Origin of the sequence: Pseudomonas sp. FP2294 (genome assembly GCF_030687625.1) — a bacterium.
Taxonomy (GTDB): domain Bacteria; phylum Pseudomonadota; class Gammaproteobacteria; order Pseudomonadales; family Pseudomonadaceae; genus Aquipseudomonas; species Aquipseudomonas shahriarae.
The window spans coordinates 4,509,215-4,533,881 of record NZ_CP117441.1 but is presented as its reverse complement, the minus strand read 5'-3'; the positions used below and the strand labels follow the sequence as shown (position 1 = coordinate 4,533,881).

Here is a 24,667-nt window from a genome sequence, read left to right as displayed (position 1 = left end):
TCTTGATCTGGTTTTCAGCGACGAATACGCGCCTGAAGGAAGGGCAGCACGTCAGCCACCGGCAACGGTTGGGCTTCGGCTTCGGTCCGGCTCTTGTATTCCAGATTGCCATCGGCCAGGCCGCGGTCACTGACCACGATCCGGTGAGGGATGCCAATCAGTTCCATGTCGGCAAACTTGATGCCCGGGCTGGTTTTCTTGTCGCGATCATCCAGCAGCACTTCGAAACCGGCGGCCGTCAGTTCGGCATACAGTTTGTCGGTGGCTTCGCGAACCTGCTCGGTTTCGTAGCGCAGCGGTACCAGGGCGATCTGGAACGGCGCCAGGGTGTCGCTCCAGATAATGCCTTTGTCGTCGTGGTTCTGCTCGATGGCAGCGGCCACCACGCGGGAAACGCCAATGCCATAGCAGCCCATTTCCAGGGTCACCGGCTTGCCGTTTTCGCCCAGCACTTCGCACTTCATCGCCTTGCTGTACTTGTTGCCCAGCTGGAAGATGTGCCCCACTTCGATGCCGCGCTTGATTTCCAGGGTGCCCTTGCCGTCCGGGCTTGGATCACCGGCCACCACGTTGCGCAGGTCGGCCACGGTTGGAACCGGCAGGTCACGCTCCCAGTTGACGCCGAAGTAGTGCTTGTCGTCGATGTTGGCACCGATACCGAAGTCGCTCATCAGCTCGACCGAGCGGTCGATGATGATCGGCAATGGCAGGTTCAGCGGGCCCAGGGAGCCGGCGCCGGCGCCAATGGCGTCACGCAGTTCGGCGTCCGAGGCCATGACCAGCGGGCTGGCGACGCCAGGTTGCTGGGCAGCCTTGATTTCGTTGAGTTCGTGGTCGCCACGGATCACCAGGGCGATCAACTTGCCTTCTTCCTCGGCATGCACGATCAGGGTCTTGATGGTCTTTTCAATCGGTAGATTGAATTTTTCGACCAAGGCCGCGATGGTCTTGGTGTCTGGGGTATCGACCAGGCGCAGTTCTTCAGCCGGCGCAGGACGGGAAGTTTCCCGTGGCACCGCTTCGGCTTTCTCGATGTTGGCCGCGTAGTCGGAGCCGTCGCTGAAGACGATATCGTCTTCGCCGGACTCTGCCAGCACGTGGAACTCATGGGAACCCGCGCCGCCGATGGAACCGTTGTCCGCTTCGACCGGGCGGAATTTCAGGCCCAGGCGGGTGAACACGTTGCAATAGGCCTGGTGCATGCGGTCATAGGTGACCTGCAGCGAAGGCTGATCGGCGTGGAACGAATAGGCGTCCTTCATGATGAACTCGCGGCCACGCATCAAGCCGAAGCGTGGGCGGATTTCGTCACGGAACTTGGTCTGGATCTGATACAGGTTGAGGGGCAGCTGTTTGTAGCTGCTCAACTCGTTGCGCATCAGGTCGGTGATCACTTCTTCATGGGTCGGGCCTGCGCAGAAGTCGCGACCATGACGATCCTTGAAGCGCAGCAACTCAGGGCCGTACTCTTCCCAGCGCCCGGATTCCTGCCACAGTTCAGCCGGCTGAGTGCTCGGCATCAATACTTCCAGAGAGCCGGCGGCGTTCATTTCTTCGCGAACGATCGCTTCGACCTTGCGCATCACCTTCAAGCCCATGGGCAGCCAGGTGTACAGGCCAGAGGCCAGTTTGCGGATCATACCGGCGCGCAGCATCAGCTGGTGGCTGATCACGACCGCGTCGGAAGGCGTTTCTTTCTGTGTGGCGAGCAAATATTGACTGGTGCGCATGGTAGGCCGTTGTCGGTTGCTTGGACTTGAAGTGACCTGGGATTGTACGGGCGGTCGCCGCCAGAGTACAGGCATCAGGTGGTGACTGGATTTCTGTGGGGCGCTGGCTTCACGTGGGAGCGGGCCAACCCCCACAGGTATCAGCCTTCTTCGGGCGGGTTCAAACGGATCCGCCGGCTTTCCTGGTACCAGTGCAAGGCAATCAGCAGCAGTGTCGGCACACCGAGCATCGCGGTGATCAGGAAGAAGTTGTGATAGCCGAACTTTTCCACCATGACCCCCGAGTAACCACCGATCAGTCGTGGCAACAGCAACATGATCGAACTGAGCAGGGCGTATTGGGTGGCGGAGAACTTCAGGTTGGTCAGGCTCGACAGGTAGGCGACGAACGCCGAGGTCGCCAGGCCCGAGCTGAAGTTGTCCAGGGAAATGGTGAAGATCAGCATCTGCAGGTCGGCGCCCATGTCGGCGAGCATCAGGAACAGCAAGTTGGTGCCGGCCGAGGTGATACCACCGATAAACAGGATCGGCAGGATGCCGAATCGCACGATCAACAGGCCACCCATGCCGGCGCCGACCAGGGTCATGATCAGGCCGAAGATCTTGCTGACACTGGCGATCTGGTCCTTGGTGAACCCCTGGTCGATATAGAACACGTTGGCCATCACGCCCATCACCGTGTCCGACATGCGGTAGGTGGCGATCAGCCCCAGCAGCAACAGGGCCTGCCAGCGGTAGCGCAGGATAAAGTCGTTGACCGGCGTCAGCACCGGCGCCAGGCCTCGACGGCCCATGGCCGAGAGGCACAGGGCGGTGAGGGTGATATAGAGGATGGCGCGCAGGAAGGCGCGGTCTTCCAGCAGCAGGTCGAGCAGGCTTACGCCTTCGAACAGTACGCTGGCGAAATCGGTGTTGTACAACTGGGTGAACATCGCCGGGACCGACACCAGCAGGACGATCAGCACAAACACCGACATCAGTTGGTGGGCAAACGTGTAGCGCCCGGCCTGCAACTGGGTGCGCAGGGGCACGTCGGGTTCACGCATGAAAAAGCTGGTGAGCAGGGCAGGGATCATCAACACGCCGAACAGCACGTAGGTGCCGGTCCACGCCGAATGCTTATAGTTGAAGCCGGTGGAACCAAAGCCTTCGGCAAAGAACAGCGCGCCCGCCGTGGCCAGCAGGGCGGCGATGCGGTAGCCGGACATATAGCTGGCGGCCAGCGCGGCCTGGCGGCTGTCATCGGCGATTTCCAGGCGATAGGCGTCAACTGCGATGTCTTGGGTTGCGGAGGCGAATGCGACGATAACGGCAATGGCGATCAGCCAGGACAGGTGTTTCTGCGGGTCGCAGAAGCCCATGCCGATCAAGCCGAGAATTACCAGGGATTGGGACAGCACCAACCAGGAACGACGACGGCCCAACTTGCCCAATAGCGGCAGGCGCCATTGGTCCAGCAGGGGTGACCAGACCCACTTGAACGCATATGCCAGGCCGATCAGGCTCGCATAGCCAATGGTCTCGCGTGCCACACCGGCTTCGCGCAACCAGACTGAGAGCGTCGAGAACACCAACATGTAAGGCAGACCGGCGGCAAAGCCGAGCAATAACAGCACTAACGTCGAGGGGCTGGCATAGGCAGCGAGCGCGGCGCGCCAGGTTTTACGGGGCATGGGCTGGAGTCTGCCTCAGATTTACGGAAACAAAGCGCGCACTCTAACCGCTGTGCTCTACCGGGCGCCAGCCATGGCGCTGAATATCAACGCGATTGTTCAGGATACTGACACCTTCGCTGCGCAAACGCGCACGTTGTTCATCACCTGAAGCGCTGCCCGCCGGCAGACTTATCCGACCGCCGGCGGCGACCACCCGGTGCCAGGGCAATTTCGAACCCTCTGGGAGCTGGCTCAGGGTGCGGCCCACGAAGCGTGCGGCACGCCCCAGTCCAGCCAGGTGCGCCAGTTCGCCATAACTCACCACGCAGCCTTCGGGCACTTGGGCCAAGGTAAGGTACAGCGCAGTACGGCGCATTTCGGACGGGGTTTGCGGCGCTTCGACGGGCTCGTTCACTGTTCTGGCTGGCTCGGTTGAAATCAGTCGTTTCTATGTAAGAAACATCTGTAAAGATGGCGTTGAGAATTGAACTCAATAGAAAACCTTGAGTCAGTCCTTGCTAAGACTTCAGCTACGCCGATAATGCCCCTTTTTTCGCCAAACTTGAGCCCCGTAACCGCTTATGTTGTCCAGAACCCTGCTGTGCCTCGCTGTTTTTACTGCCTCTACCCCTGTGCTGGCCGATACCATCTGGTTGAAAAACGGTGATCGCCTGACCGGCAAGATCAAGGTTTTCGACGGCGGCAAGCTGTTGATCCAGACTGAATACGCCGGGGCGATCCCGGTGGACTGGAAACAGGTGAAAACCCTGGAAAGCGACCAGGAGCTGCTGGTCAAGCAAGACGCCTACACCGGCGAGAAGGCCAAGTCCCTGCACCCGGCCGAGGACGGCAAGGTGATCCTGGCCAACGGCGAGTCTCCCAAGACGGTGGAGTTGGCCAGCATCCAGCAGATCATCAAGCCAAAACCGGTGATCGAGGATCTGGTGTGGAAGGGTAATGTCGACGTGGCGCTGGACTACAAGCGTGCGGAAAAAGACACCGACGACTACGACATCGACTTCAAGACCACCGCCCGTCACGGCAAGTGGCGGCATATTGCCGAGGGCGAATACAACCGCGAATTCCAGAACGATGTGGTCACCACCGACAACTGGAGCGCCGAGTACGCGCTGGACCGCTTTATTACCGACCAGTGGTTCTGGCAGGGGCGCCTGACGTACAAGCACGACAGGGTTGAAGACCTGCGTCGCCAGCGCACCGTCGGTACCGGTCCGGGTTATCAGTTCTGGGACGATGAACTGGGAGCGTTCTCCCTGGGCTCGCTGCTCAACCGCACTGACTATGAGTACCAGGACGGCGGCAAGGACAACTTCTATTCCCTGGCCATGAAGTGGGACTACAACCGCTACCTGATCGGCAAGACCGTGGAGTTCTTCACCAACGGCGAAGTGGGCAAACCCCTGGCCGGTCCGGCCGACTACGCCCTCGATGCCGAAATGGGCCTGCGCTATAAAGTCACCGAATGGGCCTCGCTCAATCTCAAGGCCGAGCGCGACATCATCAGTGGCGGCTCGGACAGCGACCTGAGCAAGACCCGTTACACCGCAGGGTTTGGCGTGACCTGGTAACTGGAATGTAGGCGCTGGCTTGCCTGCGATAGCGCCACCGCGGTTTCTCAGTATTACCGAGGCGATGCTATCGCAGGCAAGCCAGCTCCCCCACAAGCCGCCCTACATGGGATTTCGCGGTGTCAGTTACAACCGCAGCCCACCATCCAACTCCAGGATGCGCCCGGTGTAATAGTCGTTCTCGAAGATGTACGCCGCCGAATGGGCGATTTCTTCCGGGCGGCCCATGCGCTTGAGCGGGATCCCCGAAGTCATCTTTTCCAGCGCTTCAGGCTTCATGCCCAGTGTCATCTCGGTCTCGATAAAGCCCGGCGCAATACCCGCCACGCGAATGCCATAGCGCGCCAGTTCCTTGGCCCAGGTCACCGTCGCCGCGGCCACGCCGGCCTTGGCCGCCGAATAGTTGGTCTGGCCCACGTTACCCGCGCGGGAGATCGACGAGATGTTGATAATGGCGCCCTGGTTGTTCAGCTCCACCATTTTTGCTGCCACTTCGCGGGTGCAGAGGAACACGCCGGTCAGGTTGACGTCGATCACCGCCTGCCACTGGGCCAGGCTCATCTTGGTCATCTCGCCGTCCTTGACCTTGAGCAGCAGGCCATCACGCAGGATCCCGGCGTTGTTGATCAAACCGTGGATCGCGCCGAAATCCTCGGCGATCTGCGCTACGGTATGAGTCACCTGGTCTTCATCTGCCACATTGCACAGATAGCTGCGCGCGGTGACACCATGGGACTGGCAGGCAGCCACGGCCGCATCGAGCTTTTCCTGATTGAGGTCCACCAGTGCCAGATGGGCACCTTTGCTTGCAAAATACTCGGCCATGGAGCGGCCCAGGCCCTGGCAACCGCCGGTGATAATGATTACTTTGTCGTTGAGATGCATTCGCATGTCCTATGAGCAGATTTGAGCGGTTGCCCCAGTCCGTTTTCTGACGGAATTTATCGAAGGAGTCATAAGTTGAGCGTCCACGTTGCCAAGAATGCACGAGAACTACTGCTCAAGGAATACCGTGGGGCGCTGGCCACCCACTCCAAGGCCATGCCCGGCTTCCCCTTTGGTTCGGTGGTGCCTTATTGCCTGGATGCCGAAGGCCGGCCGCTGATCCTGATCAGCCGTATTGCCCAGCACACCCACAACCTGCAAAAAGACCCCAAGTGCTCGCTGTTGGTGGGCGAGCGCGAGGCTGATGATGTGCAAGCTGTCGGGCGCCTGACCTATCTCGCCGAAGCCGAAAAGCTCGAGGACGAGGCGGCCATTGCCGCCGCCGCCGAACGCTACTACCGGTATTTCCCGGACTCGGCCAACTACCACAAGGCCCATGACTTCGATTTCTGGGTGCTCAAGCCGGTGCGGCATCGCTACATCGGCGGTTTTGGGGCGATCCACTGGGTCGATCAGTTGACCCTGGCCAACCCGTTCGCCGGCAAGGCCGAGTTGAGCATGATCGAGCACATGAACAGCGATCACACCAAGGCCATCGCCCACTATGTCGAACTGGCCGGCCTGCCGACGTCCGAGCCGGCGCAACTGGCCGGTATCGACAGCGAAGGCATGCACCTGCGCATCGGTCAGGGCCTGCACTGGTTGCCCTTTGCGGATACTTGCAACACGCCGACACAAGTGCGCGAGGCCTTGGTTTTCCTGGCTCACGCCGAGGCTTGGCCGAAAAAAGCCACCTCGCAAGCTTGAATTCACGAAAGGGCGACGTCATCTAGGGTCTAGTAGCAAGGCATTCTTGCGTTGAGGAACCATTTGATGCGCCCTTTTTTATTGCTCTTTCTGCTGTTTCCGGTGCTGGAGCTGTTCGTATTCGTCAAGGTCAGCGGTGCTATAGGGTTTTTCCCGGCGCTGCTGCTGATTATTCTCGGCTCGATGCTCGGCGTGTTCGTGCTGCGTATCGCCGGCCTGGCCACAGCACTGCGTGCCCGTGAAAGCCTGAATCGCGGCGAGTTGCCGGCCCAGACCATGCTTGAAGGCTTGATGATGGCTTTGGCCGGTGGCCTGTTGATCGTGCCGGGTTTTGTCAGCGATGTGCTGGGTTTGATCCTGCTGCTGCCATTCACCCGGCGCTTGCTGGCAGGCAAGCTGCGCCAGCGTGCCGAAGAAGCGGCGATCCGCCAGCGTGCGTTTGCCGATGACCTGCAGCCTCGTGGTGGCCCGGCACCTCGCCAGCCGTTGGGGCGTGAAGGTGATGTGATCGAAGGTGAGTTCGAGCACCGCGACTCCAAGTAACGCCATCCCTGGCAGGGCACCTTCGGGTGCCCTGCTGACACAAAAATTTTCATCTGCGGCCCTTGTAATAAGCATATACGCCCTTATGTAACGGTCACCGCAAGGTTTCTGGTGGCGACACCAGACAGACTTCCGCGTTTCGCTTGGCGAACCGCGACCGGCACCGCCGGAATACCACCCGCCGGTACTGATACCGGCCGATGAAACTTACAATTAGGAGAGATCGACAATGAGCAAGCTTCGTCCTCTGCACGACCGCGTCGTTATCCGTCGCAGCGAAGAAGAAAAGAAAACCGCTGGCGGTATCGTTCTGCCAGGTTCGGCTGCTGAAAAAGCCAACCACGGTGTGATCGTCGCTGCAGGCCCAGGCAAGACTCTGGAAAACGGTGAAGTGCGTGCGCTGGCCGTTAAAGTCGGTGACAAGGTTGTATTCGGTCCTTACTCCGGCAGCAACACTGTGAAAGTCGACGGCGAAGACCTGCTGGTTATGGCTGAGAACGAGATTCTCGCTGTACTGGAAGGCTGATTCCCCGCTCATTTTCCCGTTACTACAAAGTATTTAAGGAATATCGATCATGGCTGCTAAAGAAGTTAAATTCGGCGATTCCGCCCGTAAGAAAATGCTCACCGGTGTCAACATCCTGGCTGACGCAGTAAAAGCGACCCTGGGCCCGAAAGGCCGTAACGTGATCATCGAGAAGAGCTTCGGCGCTCCGACCATCACCAAGGACGGCGTTTCGGTCGCCAAAGAAATCGAACTGGAAGACCGTTTCGAAAACATGGGCGCGCAGCTGGTCAAAGACGTTGCCTCCCGTGCCAATGATGACGCCGGCGACGGCACCACCACCGCCACCGTTCTGGCTCAGGCCATCGTCAACGAAGGCTACAAAGCCGTCGCTGCCGGCATGAACCCGATGGACCTCAAGCGCGGCATCGACAAGGCGACCATCGCCATCGTTGCTGAGCTGAAAAACCTGTCCAAGCCATGCGCTGACACCAAGGCTATCGCTCAGGTAGGTACCATCTCCGCCAACTCCGACAGCTCCATCGGCGACATCATTGCCGAAGCCATGGAAAAAGTCGGTAAAGAAGGCGTGATCACCGTTGAAGAAGGCACTGGCCTGGAAAACGAACTGTCGGTTGTAGAAGGCATGCAGTTCGACCGTGGCTACCTGTCCCCGTACTTCGTCAACAAGCCAGAGACCATGGTTGCCGAGCTGGACAGCCCGCTGATCCTGCTGGTCGACAAAAAGATCTCGAACATCCGCGAAATGCTGCCAGTACTGGAAGCCGTTGCCAAAGCCGGCCGTCCACTGCTGATCGTTTCCGAAGACGTTGAAGGCGAAGCCTTGGCGACTCTGGTTGTGAACAACATGCGCGGTATCGTTAAAGTCGCAGCCGTCAAGGCTCCAGGCTTCGGCGATCGTCGCAAGGCCATGCTGCAGGACATCGCCGTCCTGACCGGCGGTACCGTAATCTCCGAAGAGATCGGCCTGAGCCTGGAAAGCGCCACCCTGGAAAACCTGGGTAGCGCCAAGCGCGTGACCATCTCCAAAGAAAACACCATCATCGTTGACGGTGCTGGCGTTGAGCAGGACATCCAGGCGCGCATCACCCAGATCCGTGCCCAGGTTGCCGAGACTTCCTCGGACTACGACCGTGAAAAACTGCAAGAGCGCCTGGCCAAGCTGTCTGGCGGCGTTGCAGTGATCAAGGTTGGCGCTGGTTCCGAAGTTGAAATGAAAGAGAAGAAAGCCCGCGTTGAAGACGCCCTGCACGCAACCCGTGCGGCCGTTGAAGAAGGCGTGGTACCTGGCGGTGGCGTTGCGCTGATCCGTGCTCTGGAAGCCCTGACCAACCTGACCGGCGACAACGCTGACCAGAACGTCGGTATCGCTGTGCTGCGTCGTGCTGTTGAAGCACCGCTGCGCCAGATCGCTGCCAACTCCGGCGACGAGCCAAGCGTTGTAGTCAACGAAGTCAAGAACGGCAAAGGTAACTACGGTTACAACGCTGCGACTGGCGTCTACGGCGACATGATCGAAATGGGCATCCTGGACCCTACCAAGGTGACTCGTTCCGCGCTGCAGGCTGCAGCCTCCATCGGTGGCCTGATCCTGACCACCGAAGCTGCAATCGCTGACAAGCCGAAAGCAGAAGGCTCGGCTGGCGGCGGTATGCCAGACATGGGCGGTATGGGTGGCATGGGCGGCATGATGTAAGCCAGCCTTACCCCCGATGCATAAAAGCCCCGCCTGAGTGATCAGGCGGGGCTTTTTTATCGATTGAAAACAGTAATCGGTTGACCGTTCAGGCCTAGCGGTAAGCCATACTTGGCCTTAAGCTGCGCGAGCCAACACGGCTGTTACCGCGTACGGAGACACTGCCCATGCGAATTTTATTGGTTGAAGACAACCGCGATATTCTGGCCAACCTGGCGGATTACCTCGGACTCAAGGGCTATACCGTGGACTGTGCGCAGGACGGTTTGTCTGGCCTGCACCTGGCGGCCACCGAGCATTACGACCTGATCGTGCTCGATATCATGCTGCCTGGGATTGATGGCTACACCCTGTGCAAACGCCTGCGTGAAGACGCGCGCCGCGACACACCGGTGATCATGCTCACCGCCCGCGACCAATTGGACGACCGCCTGCAAGGCTTCAAGTCGGGGGCCGATGACTATCTGCTCAAGCCGTTTGCCCTGTCGGAACTGGCCGCACGTATCGAAGCCGTGCTGCGTCGCGCCCAGGGTGGCGGCCGGCGCGAGCTGCAAGTCGGCGATCTGTCCTACGACCTCGACACCCTGGAAGTGACCCGCGAAGGGCGCCTGCTCAAGCTCAACCCTGTCGGCCTGAAATTGCTCGCGGTGTTGATGCAGAAAAGCCCGCATGTCCTGCGCCGCGAAGTGCTTGAAGAGGCCCTGTGGGGCGATGACTGCCCGGACAGCGACAGCCTGCGCAGCCATGTCCACCAACTGCGCCAAGTGATCGACAAGCCATTTGCCAAACCCTTGCTGCAAACCGTGCATGGCGTGGGTTATCGCTTGGCCGAGGGGCGTGATGGAGTTTAAGCAAAGCCTTGCCCAGCGGATCATCATCGCCTTTGCGCTGATGAGCGCGCTGGTGGCGGGGGCCTTCGCCATGGGCATCGTCGCCACGGTGCACCTGGTGGAAGAAAAACTGATTTCGGCGGGGCTGGGCGGCGACCTGCAGCGTCTGCTGTTGATGGACAGTGTCGAAGACTGGCGCCACCGTCCCGAGCCGGACCAGCTGTTCTATTTCAGCGGCGGACGAGGGGATTTCCAACTGCCCAAGGACTTGCGGCATCTGGACGCTGGCTTTCACGAGGTATTTCGCGATGCGCTTTCCTACCATGCCATGGTCGAGATCGTCGACGGCCGTCGATATGTCCTGCTGCAAGACCAGAGCGATTTCGAAGAGCGCGAGCGCGTGTTGTTTGCGGTGGTGCTGGTAGGGTTTGTACTCAGCCTGTCGCTGGCGGTATTCCTCGGCTGGGTCCTCGCCCGTAAGGTGATGGCCCCGGTGGTGCGCCTGGCGCGCCAGGTGCGGCATCGTGACCAATTACTGGGGCTGGCCCCGCCGCTGGCCCCGGACTATGCGGCCGACGAAGTGGGCGAGCTGGCAGTGGCCTTCGACGCCACCCTTGGCCGTCTGCGCCAGGCCCTGACCCGTGAGCGCTTGTTCACCAGTGATGTCAGCCATGAACTGCGCACCCCCTTGATGGTGCTGGCCAGTTCCTGCGAACTGCTGCTGGAAAACCCGGCGATTGATTCACGGGGGCGTAAACAGGTCGAGCGTATCGCCCGGGCCTGCGAGGAAATGCGCGAGCTGGTACAGACCTTCCTGATGCTGGCCCGTGCCCAGCATGACGACACCACAATGTCGCCCCAGGTCAGCCTCTCCGAGGTCGCGGAGGGCTTGCTGGGGATCTGGCGCGAACCTATCGAGCGCAAGGGCATCGAGTTGTTCTACCTGCCGGGCAACCCACTCGACACCCGCTACAACGCCACCTTCCTGCACGCGGTCATGGGCAACCTGCTGCGCAATGCCCTGCACTACACCGAACACGGATTTATCCGCCTGACCCTGGAGCCCACCGGCTTTGTGGTGGAAGACAGCGGGGTGGGGATTCCCGAAGACAAGCGCGAGGCTATGTTCGAGCCGTTTGTACGCGGTAACGAAAAGCGCGGTGACGGCCTGGGCCTGGGTTTGTCGCTGGTCCAGCGCATCTGCGAGAGCCAGGGCTGGGTGGTCAGCCTCAGTACCATGGAACCCAGTGGTTGTCGCTTCCATGTTGAATTGAATCAGGTCAAATCCTGACCCCTTTCCTGCCCCTGTTCCTGGGGCAGACTCCCGTCTGTTCGGCGAAGATGGCTTCATGCCATGCTTTTTTCTTGTAAAATCTTGTAATTTTTTAGGGTTGGACGGGACGTTTTTTTCACAAAGGGTTGACCTGCGGATGACGTGCGACTGCTTAAGGTTGCAGGCATCAGTCTAGGAGATCCGTTGATGGCTACCCCTATCAAACTTGAATTTTCCGCCAAGTACGACGACCGGCACGCTCAACAATATCTGCTTAAACATCAGGGCAAGTTGGCGCGGCGGCTGTCGCACAAACGGGATGAGCAATTGGCCCGCGGTGCGCTGGCGATGGCTGGTGAGCCTGGCCTGGTGTTGGATTTGCCGTGCGGTGCGGGGCGTTTCTGGCCTCTGCTGGCCGAAAAGCCCAACCGAGTGATCATCGGCGCGGACAATTCCGAGTCCATGTTGAACATCGCCACTGCGTCGCAACCGGCGGATGTGCTCAAGCGGGTACGGCCCTTGCAGACATCAGCGTTTGATATCGACCTGCCAGACAACGCAGTGGACAGCATTTTCTGCATGCGTCTGCTGCACCACATCGGCGACCCGGCGCATCGACTGGCTTTATTGAAGGAATTTCAAAGGGTTACCCGCGATAGTGTGATCATTTCGTTGTGGGTGGATGGCAACTTCAAGGCCTGGAAACGCAAGCGCCTGGAATTGCAGCGCCGCAACAAAAGTGAGCAGGAGAGTTACCGAAATCGTTTTGTGTTACCGGCTGCTACTGTTGAGGCTGAGTTTGAGCAAGCTGGTTTTCGTGTCCAGGAGTATTTGGACTTCATACCGCTGTACGCCATGTGGCGGGTGTATGTATTGCGCAAGAGGTAGCAGGATGGCAGTTGAGTACGTAGCAGGCAGTCACGTAGCTCCCGAAGAGCGCTTCGATTACTTCTGGCGGCAGCAGGGCGAGTGGGTCGAGGAGCCCAATCGGCGTCGAGGGGGCGAAAGCGGCGTACAGCGGGTAATCGGCACCAATGGGCGCTTGCTCTACAGCAAGCGCCAGACAGGTCACACCTATCGCAGTTGGCTGCATCCTTTTGGGCGGCCCACGGTGTTGCGCGAGCGCGATGCGCTCAGGGGCCTGCGCTTGCTCGATGTGGGGGTTCCGGAACTGGTGTTCTGTGGCGCCCGTCGTGATCCGGACCAACAGTGGAAGGCTTTGCTGGTGACGGCGGCTTTGGATGGCTTTGTGGATATCGACAGCTGGTACGCCGCCGATGGCCGTGCGCAATGTGGGGAACTGGTGCATGAGCGCCTGCTAGCTGAGTTGGCGCAAACCCTGGCGCGCATGCACAAGGGGCGCTGGCAGCATGGCTGCCTGTACAGCAAGCATATTTTTGTGCGGGTCAGCGGGGCGGCAGAGGGCGCGACGGTCGAAGTGGCGCTGCTGGATCTCGAGAAGAGTCGCCAACGCTTGACCGCCCGCCGGGCCGCTGACCATGACATGCAGCAGTTGCGGCGCCATTCGTCGTGGAATGCCGCCGACTGGCAAAAACTCAGCTACTTTTACGAAGCGGCGTTTGGCAGCGCTATCAAGGGTTTAACCTAATGAAGCTAGAAATAGCACGAGGTTTGTTTCTGTTGGGGGCCTTGGGCATCGCCTCCCTGGCCCTGGCTGCCTGGGAGCAGCCCCGCACAGAAGTCCTCAGCGCGGCGCACAACGGCGGGCAATGCCCGGTGCCGCGGATCGCCAAGACCACGGGGGGCACGCAGCCTGATCATCAGCTTTTGCTGTTTATGTTTGGGATGTCCCAAGGGATGAGGCCTGCGAGTTGAAGAGATTGACGCCCCTGTAAAAGGCCCCGCAGTGCGGGGCCTTTTGTTTTTTTACGTGTTGCGGCGTTCTTGGTCTGGGATGGCGGCTATACGCTCAGCCCTGGCGGGGCGCCTCAGATCAAGATCAAAAGCAGAGCCACAGTAGAACCCGAGCGCGAAGCCGCGTTCCCCGGTGGGTGTGGGAGCTGGCTTGCCAGCGATGGCGCCGGCACTGCTAGCCTTATGTTGTCTGACACACCGCTATCGCAGCCTCGCAGGGCGAGACAGCTCCCACAGGGGGGCGCAGAAACGGATAGGTACTCAATCAATCCGCCGCCGCCAAGGCCTCACGCTTGGCCAACAACGTATAAACACACGGCAACACAAACAGCGTAAACAACGTACCCACAGACATCCCCGTAGCAATCACCATCCCGATATCAAACCGACTGACCGCCCCGGCCCCTGTGGCAAAGATCAACGGCACCATGCCAAACACCATCGCTGCCGTGGTCATCAACACCGGGCGCAGGCGAATTGCCGCCGCTTCTTCCACCGCTTCACGGGGCGTCAGGCCCTTGTCCTTGCGCAGCTGGTTGGCAAACTCGACGATCAGGATCCCGTGCTTGCTGATCAGCCCGATCAACGTCACCAACCCCACCTGGGTGTAGATGTTCATGCTCGACCAACCCAGGAACAAGGGGATCAACGCGCCGCAGATCGACAGCGGCACCGTCACCAGGATCACCAGCGGGTCACGGAAGCTCTCGAACTGTGCCGCCAGCACCAGGAAGATGATGGCCAACGCCAGGCCAAAGGTGACCCACAGCGCGCTGCCTTCCTGGATGAACTGGCGTGAGGCGCCGCTGTAGTCGAAGGCGTAGCCGGCCGGGGTTTCTTCGATGGCGATCTGGCGCACGGTGTCGATGGCCTCGCCCATGCTGACAATCGGGAAGCCCGAGATCAGCGCCGAGTTGAGTTGCTGGAACTGGTTCAGTTGGCGCGGGCGCGCGCGGTCACTGATGCTGATCAGGGTCGACAGCGGCAACAGCTCGCCCTGGGTGTTTTTCACGTAGTAACTGTTCAGCCACTCGGGGTTGTCCCGGTAGGCCCGCTCGACCTGGGCGATGACCTTGTAGCTGCGCCCATCAATGGTGAACCGGTTGATTTCCGCCTCCGCCAGCAAGGTCGCCAGGGTGCTGCCCAGATCCTGCATCGACACCCCCATCTGCGCCGCCTTGGCGCGGTCGATGTCCACCACCACCTCGGGTTTGTCGAATGCCAGGTCGATATCGACAAAGGCGAACTTGCCCGACTCCATGGCCCGTTTCTTCACGCGGTCGGCCACTTGCAGCAACGACTCATAGTCATTGGGTGTGTTGATCACAAAACCGAAGGGCAGGCCTTCGCCGGTACCGGGCAGTGATGGCAGGTTGAAGCCGAATACCTGCAAGCCGGGGATCTGCTCCAGGCGTTTCTGCACCTCAGGCAGGATCTGCATCTGCGTGCGGTCGCGCTCGTTCCACGGTTTGAGCAGGAAGCCGCCGATACCCGATTGCACCCCGTTGAACCCATTGATCTGGAACGAGGAGTAATACTCCGGGAAGTCCTTGAAGATCGTGATGAACTCGTCGGTGTAGGTGTTCAGGTAGTCCAGGTTGGTCGGCTGCGGTGCGCTGGCCATCATAAAGATGATGCCCTGGTCTTCATCCGGGGCCAGTTGCGACTGGGTGAATTTGAGGAAAACCGGGATCAGGCACAGCACGATCAGGGCAAATACGATCACCACCGGCCGGGTGTTCAATGTGCCGTGCAGCATTGTCTGGTAGCGGCGCTTGAGGCCTTCGAAGATGCGGTCCAGGCGATGGGCCAGGCCCGTGGGGTTTTCGTCGTGGCGCAACAGCAGGGCGCACATCATCGGTGACAGGGTCAGGGCGACGATGCCGGAAATCACCACCGCACCGGCCAGGGTCAGGGCGAACTCCTTGAACAACGCCCCGGTCAGCCCCTCGAGGAAACCGATGGGCGCATACACCGCCGCCAGGGTGATGGTCATCGACACCACCGGCACGGCAATCTCCCGCGCGCCTTCCAGCGCAGCGTCCAGTGGCGTCTTGCCTTCTTCAATATGGCGGTGGATGTTCTCCACCACCACAATGGCATCATCCACCACCAGGCCGATGGCCAGCACCATCGCCAGCAGTGTCAGCAGGTTGATGGAGTAGCCCATCAGTTGCATGAAAAACAGCACGCCAATCATCGACAGCGGGATGGTCACCACCGGGATCACCACCGAGCGCAGCGCCCCGAGAAACAGGAACACCACGACGATCACGATCAGCACCGCTTCAAACAGGGTCTTGACCACTTCGTTGATGGACGCCTGGATAAACAGCGTGGCGTCGTAGGCGATTTCTGCCTTGAGATTGGGCGGCAACTGGGATTCCAGCTCCGGCATCAGCTTGCGTACTTCTTTGATCACATCCAGCGGGTTGGCACTGGGCGTGGCCTTGATGCCGATGTACACCGAAGGCGTACCGCCAAAGGAACTGATGGCGTTGTAGTTTTCCGCGCCCATTTCCACCCGGGCCACGTCGCCCAGCAGCACCCGGCTGTCGCCATCGGTCTTCACGGTGATGGCGGCGAAGGCCTCGGCGGTCTTCAAATCGGTGTTGGCGTTGATGCTGGTGACCACATACTCGCCCTTCACTTCGCCGGCGGCGGAGAGGAAGTTGTAGTGGCGCACGGCGTCGGTGACGTCACTGGCGCTCAGGCCAAAGCCCGCGAGCTTGACCGGGTCCAGCCACAGGCGCATGGCAAATACCTGGTTGCCGAGGATCTCGGCTTCGGCCATGCCGGGCAGGGTCGCCAGCTTGGGCTGGATCACCCGCGACAGGTAGTCGGTGATCTGCGGGTTGCTCAGTTGCTGGCTGGAGAAGCTGATGTACATCAGCGCCGAGGCATCTGCGGCCTCCTTGCTCAACACCGGGTCTTCGGCGTCCTGGGGCAGTTTGTTCTTGACCTCGTTGGCCTTGGCCAGCAGCTCGGTGAACAGCCGGTCGCTGTTGGCGCCGATCCGCGCATAGATGGAAATCACCGAGAAGTTCTGGCGACTGACCGAGGTCATGTAGTCGATACCTTCGGCACTTGCCAGGCTTTGCTGCAGCGGCTGTGTGATGTAGCCCTGGATCGTCTCGGCATTGGCCCCGGGGTACGCGGTAGTCACCGTGATCAGGGCATTTTCCATGGATGGGTATTGGCGCAGAGGCAGTTTGCTGTAGGCCTGGAAACCCAGGAGCACGATCAGCAGGCTGACCACCATGGCCAGCACCGGGCGGCGGATAAACGTGTCGGTAAACGCCATGGCTCAGTTCCTTGAACCGTCGTTGCGCGGAGGTTGGCCAGGGGCGGCCGGCAGGTTTTTATCCGCAGTGATGGCGATATGCGCACCGGTGTCGAGCTTGATCTGCCCGGCGCTGACCACTTGCTCGCCACTGCTCAGGCCTTTGGTGATCAGCACCAGGCCATCGCGCCGTTCGCCGGTTTCGATAAAGCGCCGTTCGGCGATCAGGATCGGTTGACCGTTGGCATCTTTTTCGAGGCTGCCGTCCTCGGTCTTTTTCTGTGTTACCACGTAGGCTGAGTTGCCGTAGAGGGTGTAGGTAATGGCACTTTCCGGTATCACCACCTGCGCTTGCGGGTCGGGCAGCAGCACTTGCAGGCTGCTGAACATGCCCGGTAGCAGTTTATTGTCCGGGTTGGCCAGGGTCGCTCGAACCAGCACGTTACGGGTGCTGCTCTCGACTTTCGGGTTGATCGCACTGAGGGTGCCGGGGAAGGTCAGTTTCGGGTAGGCCGAGACTTGCACCTGTACCCCCTGGCCCACGGCCAGCTTGGGCACCGACTGCTCGGGCACATAAAAGTCCACATAGAGGCTGCTCAGGTCCTGCAAGGTGGCAATCACCGTGCCGCTGGCCAGATAGTCGCCCACATCGACCTGACGAATGCCGATAGTGCCGCTGAACGGCGCGACGATGTGTTTCTTGGCCAGGGACGCTTTGAGCTGGTTGACCGTGGCCTTGTTTTTTTGCAGTTGCGCCGAGAGCCGGTCGAACTCGCCCTTGGAGATCGCCTGGCTGCCCACCAGTTGGCTGCCGCGCCCGTAATCGAGCTGGGCCAGGCCCAGGTCGGCCTGGGCGGTTTGCAGCAGGGCGTCTTCCACCGCACTGTCGAGTTGCACCAGCGGTTGCCCGGCCTTGACCTTCTGCCCCGACTCGAACTGCACGTCCTTGACCGTGCCGGCAATCTCCAGGGCGAGGTTCACCCCCTGCAAGGCCTTGAGCGTACCCACCGCCGGCAGGCGCTGTTGCCACGGTTGTTCGACCGCGGTGGCCACCGCCACGCTGATCGGCGGTTTGGGCGCGGAAAAGACCTGGATCTGCTGATAGATGGAAAAGGCTTTATAGCCCCCCAGCAGCAGGACGATGAGCAGCACAACGGCCAACATGATCAGCATGCGACGACGCAGCATATTCCGGTTCCTTGGAAAAAACTGAGGCAGACGAAGACGAACGATTCGGCACATTACTCCGAGTTTCGGGGGGATTCCAACTGGTAAATTTCAGCGTTCGCGGGCAGGCTCAAGCGCAATGGTTTTAAGGCGTAGGGGAATAGGGAAAGGGGTGTCAGGCCTTTCCCATATGAGGTCAGGGTGCGGGCATGTCGCGCTTGGCCAGCGCCGTATACACCGACGGCAGGACGAACAAAGTGAACAAGGTCCCGATCGACATGCCGGTGGCGATCACCATGCCGATATCAAACCGGCTGACCGCGCCGGCACCGCTGGAAAACACCAGCGGGATCACCCCCAGCACGGTAGCGATGGTGGTCATCAGCACCGGCCGCAAGCGGATCGCGGCGGCTTCTTCGATGGCGGCACGCGCCGACAGCCCCTGCTCCTTGCGCAACTGGTTGGCGAACTCGACGATCAGGATGCCGTGCTTGCTGATCAGGCCGATCAGCGTGACCAGGCCGATTTGTGTGTAAATGTTCAGGGTCGACCAGCCGAGGAACAGCGCAATCAATGCCCCGCAGATCGACAGCGGCACCGTCACCAGGATCACCAGCGGGTCACGCAGGCTTTCAAACTGGGCCGCCAGCACCAGGCCGATGATCGCCAACGCCAGGCCGAACGTACCCCACAGCGCATTGCCCTCCTGCACAAACTGGCGCGTGGCGTTGCTGTAGTCGAAGGTGTAGCCCGCCGGAGCCTCTTCCTGGGCGATGGCATGTACGGTCTCCAGGGCGTTGCTCATACCGACAATCGGGTAAGCCGAGACCAGCACCGAATTGAGCTGCTGGAACTGGTTCAACTGTCGCGGGCGTACCTGTTGGCTGGAGACGGTGATCAACGTCGACAGGGGCAGTAATTGGCCCTTGGCATTTTTGACGTTGTAGTGACTCAGCCAGTCCGGGTTGTCGCGGTAGGTGCGCTCGACCTGGGCAATGACCTTGTACAGATTGCCATCAATCCTGAAGCGGTTGATTTCCGTTTCAGCCAGCAGGGTCGCCAGGGTCAGGCTCAGGTCCTGCATGGACACGCCCATTTGCGCGGCCTTGGCCCGGTCAATGTCGATCACTACTTCGGGCCGGTCGAAGGCCAGGTCGATATCCACGTAGGCAAACTTCCCGGAGTCGATGGCCCGCTGTTTGACGCGCTCGGCCACCGCCAGCATCGACTTGTGGTCCTGCTGGGAACTGATGACAAAACCAAAAGGCAGGCCTTCGCCTGTACCCGGCAAGGACGGCAGGTTAAAGGCAAATACTTGCAGGCCGGGGATGCTGTCGAGCTTTTTGCGCAGCGGCGCCAGCACCTCCATCTGCGTGCGCTCGCGCTGGTCCCACGGGCGCAGTTGGAAACCGCCCACCCCCGAATGCACGCCATCGAGGCCATTGATCTGGAACGAGGCCTGGTACTCGGGCAGGGTCTTGAACAGCGCGATGAAGTCCTGGGTGTAACGGTTGAGGTAGGCCAGGTTGCTCGGCTGCGGTGCGCTGGCGAGGATAAAGATCAGGCCCTGGTCCTCATCGGGGGCCAGCTCGGAGAGGGTGAAGGTGAGCATGGCGGGAATCAGGCCGAGGATCAGCAGGGCGAACACGATGACCACCGACTGCGCCTCCATGATCTGATGCAGGCGGCGCTGGTAACGCTGCTTCAGATGGTTGAACAGCCGGTCCAGGACCAGGGGCAGGCCCCGTGGCTGTTCTTCAGGGCGCAATAACAGGGCGCACATCATCGGTGACAGGGTCAGCGCAACGATACCGGAAATCACCACGGCCCCGGCCAGGGTCAGGGCAAACTCCTTGAACAGCGCCCCGGTCAACCCCTGCAGGAAACCGATGGGCGCATACACCGCGGCCAGGGTAATGGTCATCGAAATGACCGGCACGCACACCTCCCGCGCGCCTTTGATCGCGGCCTCAAGGGGCGACTTGCCTCGTTCGATATGCCGATGAATGTTCTCCATCATCACAATGGCGTCATCCACCACCAGGCCAATGGCCAGGACCATGGCCAGCAGCGTCAGGACGTTGATCGAGTACCCCATCAGTTGCATGAAGAACAGCGTGCCGACCAGCGACAGGGGAATGGTGATGACGGGAATCACCACGGCGCGCAAAGAGCCCAGAAACAGGAACACCACCAACACCACAATCAGGATGGCTTCCAGCAGGCTCGACAGCACATGGTCGATAGAGGCGTTGATGTACAACGTCGAGTCGTAGGCGATATCGGCTTGCAGATGAGGCGGTAACTGCGCCTGCAGCAGGGGCATCAGTTCGCGTACGCGCTTGCCCAGCTCCAGCGGGTTGGCGTCGGGGGTCGGCTTGATGCTGATGTAGGTCGCGGGCAGGCCATTGAATGAACTGAAGCTGTCGTAGTTCTGCGCTCCCAGCTCCACCCGCGCCACATCCCCGAGGCGGACCTGGCTGTCGCCGTTGGTTTTCAAGGTGATGGCCCGGAAGCCTTCAACCGACTGCAGTTCGGTATTGGCCGTGACACTGGTAACGACCAATTCACCTGTAGCGTCGCCGGCAATGGACTGTACGTTGTAGCGCTTGATGGCCTGGGTCACATCGCTGGCGCTCAAACCAAAGCCTGCGAGTTTCAGCGGATCAAGCCAGATACGCATGGCAAAGCTTTGGTTGCCGATGATCTGGGCCTCGGCCATGCCCGGCAGAGTCACCAGGCGAGGCTGGATCACACGCAGCAGGACGTCGGTGATTTGCGCATTGTTCATGGTGTCGCTGGAAAAACCCAGGTACATCAGCGCGGTGTTATCCGCCGCGACCTTGTTCAGCACCGGATCCTCTATGTCCCGAGGCAGTTGGTTCCTTACTTCATTGGTCTTGGCCAACAGCTCGGTGAACAACCGGTCGCTGTCGGCCCCGACCCGCCCGTAGATGGAAATAATCGACACGTTCTGCCGGCTGGTGGAGCGCATGTAGTCGATGCCTTGCGCGCTTGCCAGGCTTTTCTGCAGAGGTTGTGTGATGTAGCTCTGCACGGTCTCGGCACTGGCGCCTGGAGAGACCGTGGTCACCGTGACCAGCGCACTTTCCATCTGCGGGAATTGGCGCAATGGTAATTGCCCAAAGGCCTGCCAGCCCAGCAACACGATCAACAGGCTGACCACCAGGGCCAGTACGGGGCGGCGGATAAACAGGTCGGTGAACGTCATTTTTCGTTCTCCCGTTGGGCCGCCAGTGGACGCTCATCAGGTTGGTTCCGGTGGATGCTGATGCGCACTGGGGTACCGTTTTGCAATTTGATCTGGCCGGCAGTAACGACCTGTTCGCCCTTGGCCAGCCCTTTGGCAATCACGATGGTGCCATCGCGTCGCTCGCCCGTTTCGACCAGGCGTTGTTCGGCGATCAGCAGCGGCTTGCCCTCGGCATCCAGCTCGTCACGGCCTTCGCTGTTTTTGCGCGGGGCTACGACGTACACATACTGGCCATAGGGGCTGTAGGCGATTGCGCTCTCCTCGATCACGATATGCAAACCCGGGTTCGTCAGCAGCACCTGCAAGTGGGCGAACATACCCGGCAACAGGTCGGCGGGCGGATGAGTCAGGGTGGCGCGTACCAACACATTTCGCGTGTGGGTGTCGACGATGGGGTCGATGGCGCTAATGGTGGCGAGACTGGAAAGTCCTGGGCGTGCCGAAACTTCAATGCGTACGGACTGGCCGATCTTGATCAGTTGAACGGCGTGCTCGGGGATGTGGAAATCGACGTAAAGGCTATCGGCGTCCTGCAGGCTGGCGATCACGGTGGCGCTTTGCAGGTAGTCACCGATGTTGACTTGGCGGATGCCAAGGGTGCCGTTGAACGGGGCGACGATGCGTTTTTTGTCCAGCGCAGTGCGGCGTTGTGCAACGACGGCGTTGTTGCGGTTGAACTCGGCGGACAGTCGGTCGAACTCCTCTTGGGAGATGGCGTTGATCGCCACCAGTTCGCGGCCGCGCTGGAAGTTCTGCCGGGCCAGGCTGCGGTCCGCCAGGGCTACGTCCAATGCGGCCTGCTCGGCCTGGTGTTCGAGTTGCAGCAGGGTTTGCCCTTGCTTGACCACTTGCCCGGAGTCGAAGTGCAACTGGGTGACGACGCCGGGCACCTCGATACTCAGGTTGATGCCCTGCAATGCCTTGAGGGTGCCAGCGGCGGGCAACTGGCGCTGCCAGGGTTGTTCGAGGGCGGTTGCCACCGCCACGCTGACGGGCGGCTTTGGCGCATGCAGCAGCTGCAGCTGTTGGTAAACCCAGAACGCTTTATAGCTGGCGAGCATCAGCACGACCAGCAGTACGATGCTGAGCATGGTAATCATCCGGCGGCCCGGCATAGTTGCTTCCTTGTGAAGGTGACAGGGTGCGGAGGGCGCGCGCAGGGGCGCTCGCTGGCACGATGAGCCAGGCAGTCTTCATCAGAAAGGCGAGTGCTATAAGGCGGAAAGTCGGACGTGTCTGTGAGATGAGTAGCCCCCGTGGCGGGGTTTTTTCACAGGTTGCGTAGGGTTTTTCTGGTGAGTCGGCTCCCAGGTGTGGGCCCGGGAGCGCGACAGTGGCTTTAGATTAGATGCAGGTGGTTATCCCAAAACCCAGCTGGCAGATCCAGGGGCTTGGCCACCAGTTGGGGCTGCCGGCAATCGTAGAAACGGCAACGACCCTGGCCAGAGGTCACGACAAACCCGTCGGCCACTGCGCCGACGCCGGCGCAGTCAGGCAACGGCCCGTCCAGGCGCAGTTCGCCACTGTCCATGTCCCAGATAAAGAAGCGATTGCCCCGTGGCGCGGTCAGTGCCACCAGACGCAACTCGCTGTGTACGGCCACGCTGGCGGTGTAGTGCCCCATGGCCTGCAATTGCTCATCGGCCACCGGGAACGCCACGAACGGTTGCCCCGGACGCTTGATCGCCAACAGTTCGGAACGCTCCTGGGAAGGCCCCATAAACTGTTGCCCGGTGAGGATCGTGCCATCGCTGGCGATCCCCATATGGCGCACGCTGTTCATTGGCTGGCTCAGGGTTTCCTTGCTCAGCAGGGTGCCGTCGCGCTGCATCAGCACCAGGCTCGGCTCCATGGCGTTGAGGTTCATCTCGACCCGGCTTTCGGCCTCGGTGCGAATGCCACCATTGGCCACGATCAGAGTCTCGCCATCGGGCATCCACGACACCTGGTGCGGGCCGATGCCGTGGGTGGACATCTCCCCGCTGTGTACCAGGCGCTCACCTTCGAACCTGTACACGCCCAGTAGGCCGCGACCGGGGTCGGTGGTGTCGTTTTCCGTGGCGTATAGCCAGTCGCCGCTCTTGTGAATGACCGCATGCCCATAAAAGTGCCGGTTGGCCTGGGACGTCACGGTTTGCAGCAGCGTGCCGTCGCGCAGGTCTACCAGGTAGCTCTCGGTGCCGGGGCGGCGCGCCACGAACAGCGCGATGGGCAGGCTCGGGTGGTTGATGATGTCGTGGCAACGCTGACCGACCTGGGTGGCGAACACCTGGCTGCCGTCCAGGCGATAGCCCACGGCGTAGTGCTTGCCGTCGGCATCATCCCGGGCCGACAGCAACAGCGGGCTGTCGCCCTTGCGCTTGAACAGCGTCCAGCCGCCCAGGGTGATTGCACTGAGCAGCACGCTGCCGATGGCCAAAGCCTGTCGCCTGAGCATCATCAGTCACCGTCGTTGGCATTGAAGCCCAGTTGGATGCCCAGCGCCTTGGCCAGTTCGCCTTCATGCAGGCGGTGGACCACGTTGAGGCTGTCGTAGATAGCGTTGAGTTGCTCGCGCCCGGCGTCGTCGGCCAGCAGTTCATTGAGCGAACGCTGGTTGCTGTCGAACAGCTTCAGGGCGGCGGCGTAGGCGGCGTCGATCTTTTCGGCCAGAGGTTTCTGGTCGGCAGGCAGCAGGCCGCGCAGGCCTTTGTTGTCGACCCCGACCCACACGGTCTGGGCCGCCGCGAGGCTGGCTCGCAAGCCTTGCAGGGACGACTGGCTGCGCCACGCATCGGCCTGGAATGGCTGCGGGATACCCTTGGACAGGCGACCCATCGGCGTGCCGAGTTTTTTCTTCAGGGTATCCAGGGCCGTGACCTGCACGCGCAGCAGTTCGGCGATGGCTTCGTGGGAATCGGCGTAGCGCTGGTTAGGAAACTTGGTCATCTGCGCGAGCATGCCGTCGGTGCTGTTCCAGCTGGCCAGAATTTCTTCGGCCAATTGCTTCTGGCGCTCGCCGATGGCCATCAGCAGCGGGCAGTAGCGGGCTTTCTGGGCGTCGTTGGCGATGTCGGTCTTGGCGTCATACAGGATGTATTCGTAGGCCGACAGGCCTTGCACTACCACGCTGGACTTGGCCAGGGCGGCGGCGTCGATCTGTGGCTGGGCAGTGGCCAGTTGCTCGACCTGGCGGCCGACGAGGTTTTTCTTGTCGGGCCAGAACTGCACCTGCCAGGCGCGATTGCCTTCAGCCAGCGGGCCGATCAGCAGCGGTTGCAACTCGGCCCAGGCTTTTTGCGCGTGGAGGAAGTCGGCGCGGGCGGTCTCCAGGGATTCCTTGCCTTGGCAGTAAGCCAGGGCGCTGACGGCCAACTGCCGGTCAGCTTCGACCCAGCGGCTGTAGGTCGGCAGGATCACTTGCTTGGCGATGGCTGCCGAGGTGACCGCTTGCGGATCCTGCGGCGAGCAGGCGCCAAGGGCCAGGGCGGCCAGGCTGGTGAACAACAACTTGGGACGGAACATGTCGAGCTCCCTTCAATAATTGGGGCAAAG

General features: G+C 60.6%; 20 protein-coding genes. 10 read left to right on the top strand and 10 right to left on the bottom strand.

Annotated features, from left to right (window positions below; all coding sequences use genetic code 11):
- Nucleotides 1-14: 14 nt before the first annotated feature.
- From PSH73_RS20300 to PSH73_RS20290, 3 genes are all read right to left on the bottom strand, one after another.
- Nucleotides 15-1,730 (bottom strand): proline--tRNA ligase, encoded by a 1,716-nt coding sequence (locus tag PSH73_RS20300; protein WP_057439372.1) that lies wholly within the window; start codon nt 1,728-1,730, stop codon nt 15-17.
- Nucleotides 1,731-1,870: 140 nt separating this feature from the next.
- On the bottom strand, nt 1,871-3,403 hold the full coding sequence (locus PSH73_RS20295; protein ID WP_057958638.1) for an AmpG family muropeptide MFS transporter: 1,533 nt from the start codon (nt 3,401-3,403) through the stop codon (nt 1,871-1,873).
- 43 nt (nt 3,404-3,446) lie between these two features.
- Nucleotides 3,447-3,761 (bottom strand): MGMT family protein, encoded by a 315-nt coding sequence (locus tag PSH73_RS20290; RefSeq protein ID WP_178111897.1) that lies wholly within the window; start codon nt 3,759-3,761, stop codon nt 3,447-3,449.
- A gap of 205 nt (nt 3,762-3,966) precedes the next feature.
- On the opposite strand from PSH73_RS20290, the gene PSH73_RS20285 reads away from it, so the two are divergent.
- Complete coding sequence (locus tag PSH73_RS20285; RefSeq protein ID WP_057958640.1) at nt 3,967-4,974, top strand: DUF481 domain-containing protein; 1,008 nt, start codon at nt 3,967-3,969, stop codon at nt 4,972-4,974.
- A gap of 126 nt (nt 4,975-5,100) precedes the next feature.
- On the opposite strand, the gene PSH73_RS20280 is transcribed toward PSH73_RS20285, so the two are convergent.
- Complete coding sequence (locus PSH73_RS20280) at nt 5,101-5,859, bottom strand: SDR family oxidoreductase (RefSeq protein ID WP_057958641.1); 759 nt, start codon at nt 5,857-5,859, stop codon at nt 5,101-5,103.
- Nucleotides 5,860-5,934: 75 nt separating this feature from the next.
- On the opposite strand from PSH73_RS20280, the gene PSH73_RS20275 reads away from it, so the two are divergent.
- The 9 genes from PSH73_RS20275 to PSH73_RS20235 all read left to right on the top strand — a co-directional run bounded on the left by PSH73_RS20275 (nt 5,935) and on the right by PSH73_RS20235 (nt 13,370).
- The gene (locus PSH73_RS20275; protein ID WP_057958642.1) at nt 5,935-6,666 is read left to right on the top strand and encodes a HugZ family protein; all 732 of its coding nucleotides are present in this window, start codon (nt 5,935-5,937) and stop codon (nt 6,664-6,666) included.
- Nucleotides 6,667-6,732: 66 nt separating this feature from the next.
- On the top strand, nt 6,733-7,209 hold the full coding sequence (locus PSH73_RS20270) for an FxsA family protein (RefSeq protein WP_057439377.1): 477 nt from the start codon (nt 6,733-6,735) through the stop codon (nt 7,207-7,209).
- A 229-nt stretch (nt 7,210-7,438) separates the two neighbouring features.
- Entirely contained in the window at nt 7,439-7,735 is a 297-nt protein-coding gene (gene groES, locus PSH73_RS20265; RefSeq protein ID WP_017846112.1) for a co-chaperone GroES, read from the top strand.
- A gap of 49 nt (nt 7,736-7,784) precedes the next feature.
- The gene (groL, locus tag PSH73_RS20260) at nt 7,785-9,431 is read left to right on the top strand and encodes a chaperonin GroEL (protein WP_057439378.1); all 1,647 of its coding nucleotides are present in this window, start codon (nt 7,785-7,787) and stop codon (nt 9,429-9,431) included.
- 167 nt (nt 9,432-9,598) lie between these two features.
- On the top strand, nt 9,599-10,282 hold the full coding sequence (gene colR / locus PSH73_RS20255; RefSeq protein WP_029295378.1) for a two-component system response regulator ColR: 684 nt from the start codon (nt 9,599-9,601) through the stop codon (nt 10,280-10,282).
- Nucleotides 10,272-11,552: a HAMP domain-containing sensor histidine kinase gene (locus tag PSH73_RS20250; RefSeq protein WP_057958643.1), complete on the top strand. Its 1,281-nt coding sequence runs from the start codon at nt 10,272-10,274 to the stop codon at nt 11,550-11,552. Before colR ends, PSH73_RS20250 begins: the two co-directional genes overlap by 11 nt.
- 189 nt (nt 11,553-11,741) lie before the next feature.
- Nucleotides 11,742-12,422 (top strand): class I SAM-dependent methyltransferase, encoded by a 681-nt coding sequence (locus PSH73_RS20245; RefSeq protein ID WP_120734048.1) that lies wholly within the window; start codon nt 11,742-11,744, stop codon nt 12,420-12,422.
- 4 nt (nt 12,423-12,426) lie between these two features.
- Entirely contained in the window at nt 12,427-13,143 is a 717-nt protein-coding gene (locus tag PSH73_RS20240) for a lipopolysaccharide kinase InaA family protein (RefSeq protein WP_120734046.1), read from the top strand.
- The gene (locus PSH73_RS20235; protein WP_057444708.1) at nt 13,143-13,370 is read left to right on the top strand and encodes a hypothetical protein; all 228 of its coding nucleotides are present in this window, start codon (nt 13,143-13,145) and stop codon (nt 13,368-13,370) included. Before PSH73_RS20240 ends, PSH73_RS20235 begins: the two co-directional genes overlap by 1 nt.
- A 304-nt stretch (nt 13,371-13,674) precedes the next feature.
- Here the strand turns inward: PSH73_RS20235 and PSH73_RS20230 are convergent, their stop codons facing one another.
- The 6 genes from PSH73_RS20230 to PSH73_RS20205 form a co-directional block, all read right to left on the bottom strand.
- Entirely contained in the window at nt 13,675-16,713 is a 3,039-nt protein-coding gene (locus tag PSH73_RS20230; RefSeq protein WP_057958646.1) for a multidrug efflux RND transporter permease subunit, read from the bottom strand.
- 3 nt (nt 16,714-16,716) lie between these two features.
- On the bottom strand, nt 16,717-17,880 hold the full coding sequence (locus PSH73_RS20225) for an efflux RND transporter periplasmic adaptor subunit (RefSeq protein ID WP_057958647.1): 1,164 nt from the start codon (nt 17,878-17,880) through the stop codon (nt 16,717-16,719).
- Between the two features lie 175 nt (nt 17,881-18,055).
- On the bottom strand, nt 18,056-21,091 hold the full coding sequence (locus PSH73_RS20220; protein WP_305461246.1) for a multidrug efflux RND transporter permease subunit: 3,036 nt from the start codon (nt 21,089-21,091) through the stop codon (nt 18,056-18,058).
- A complete protein-coding gene (locus PSH73_RS20215) occupies nt 21,088-22,248 on the bottom strand; it encodes an efflux RND transporter periplasmic adaptor subunit (RefSeq protein WP_305461245.1) in 1,161 nt (386 codons plus the stop codon). Before PSH73_RS20215 ends, PSH73_RS20220 begins: the two co-directional genes overlap by 4 nt.
- A gap of 224 nt (nt 22,249-22,472) precedes the next feature.
- Nucleotides 22,473-23,570 carry a DUF1513 domain-containing protein gene (locus tag PSH73_RS20210; RefSeq protein WP_057958650.1) on the bottom strand — a complete coding sequence of 366 codons (1,098 nt, stop codon included), beginning with the start codon at nt 23,568-23,570 and terminating at the stop codon, nt 22,473-22,475.
- Nucleotides 23,571-23,572: 2 nt separating this feature from the next.
- Complete coding sequence (locus PSH73_RS20205; RefSeq protein WP_057439384.1) at nt 23,573-24,637, bottom strand: imelysin family protein; 1,065 nt, start codon at nt 24,635-24,637, stop codon at nt 23,573-23,575.
- Nucleotides 24,638-24,667 lie beyond the last annotated feature (30 nt).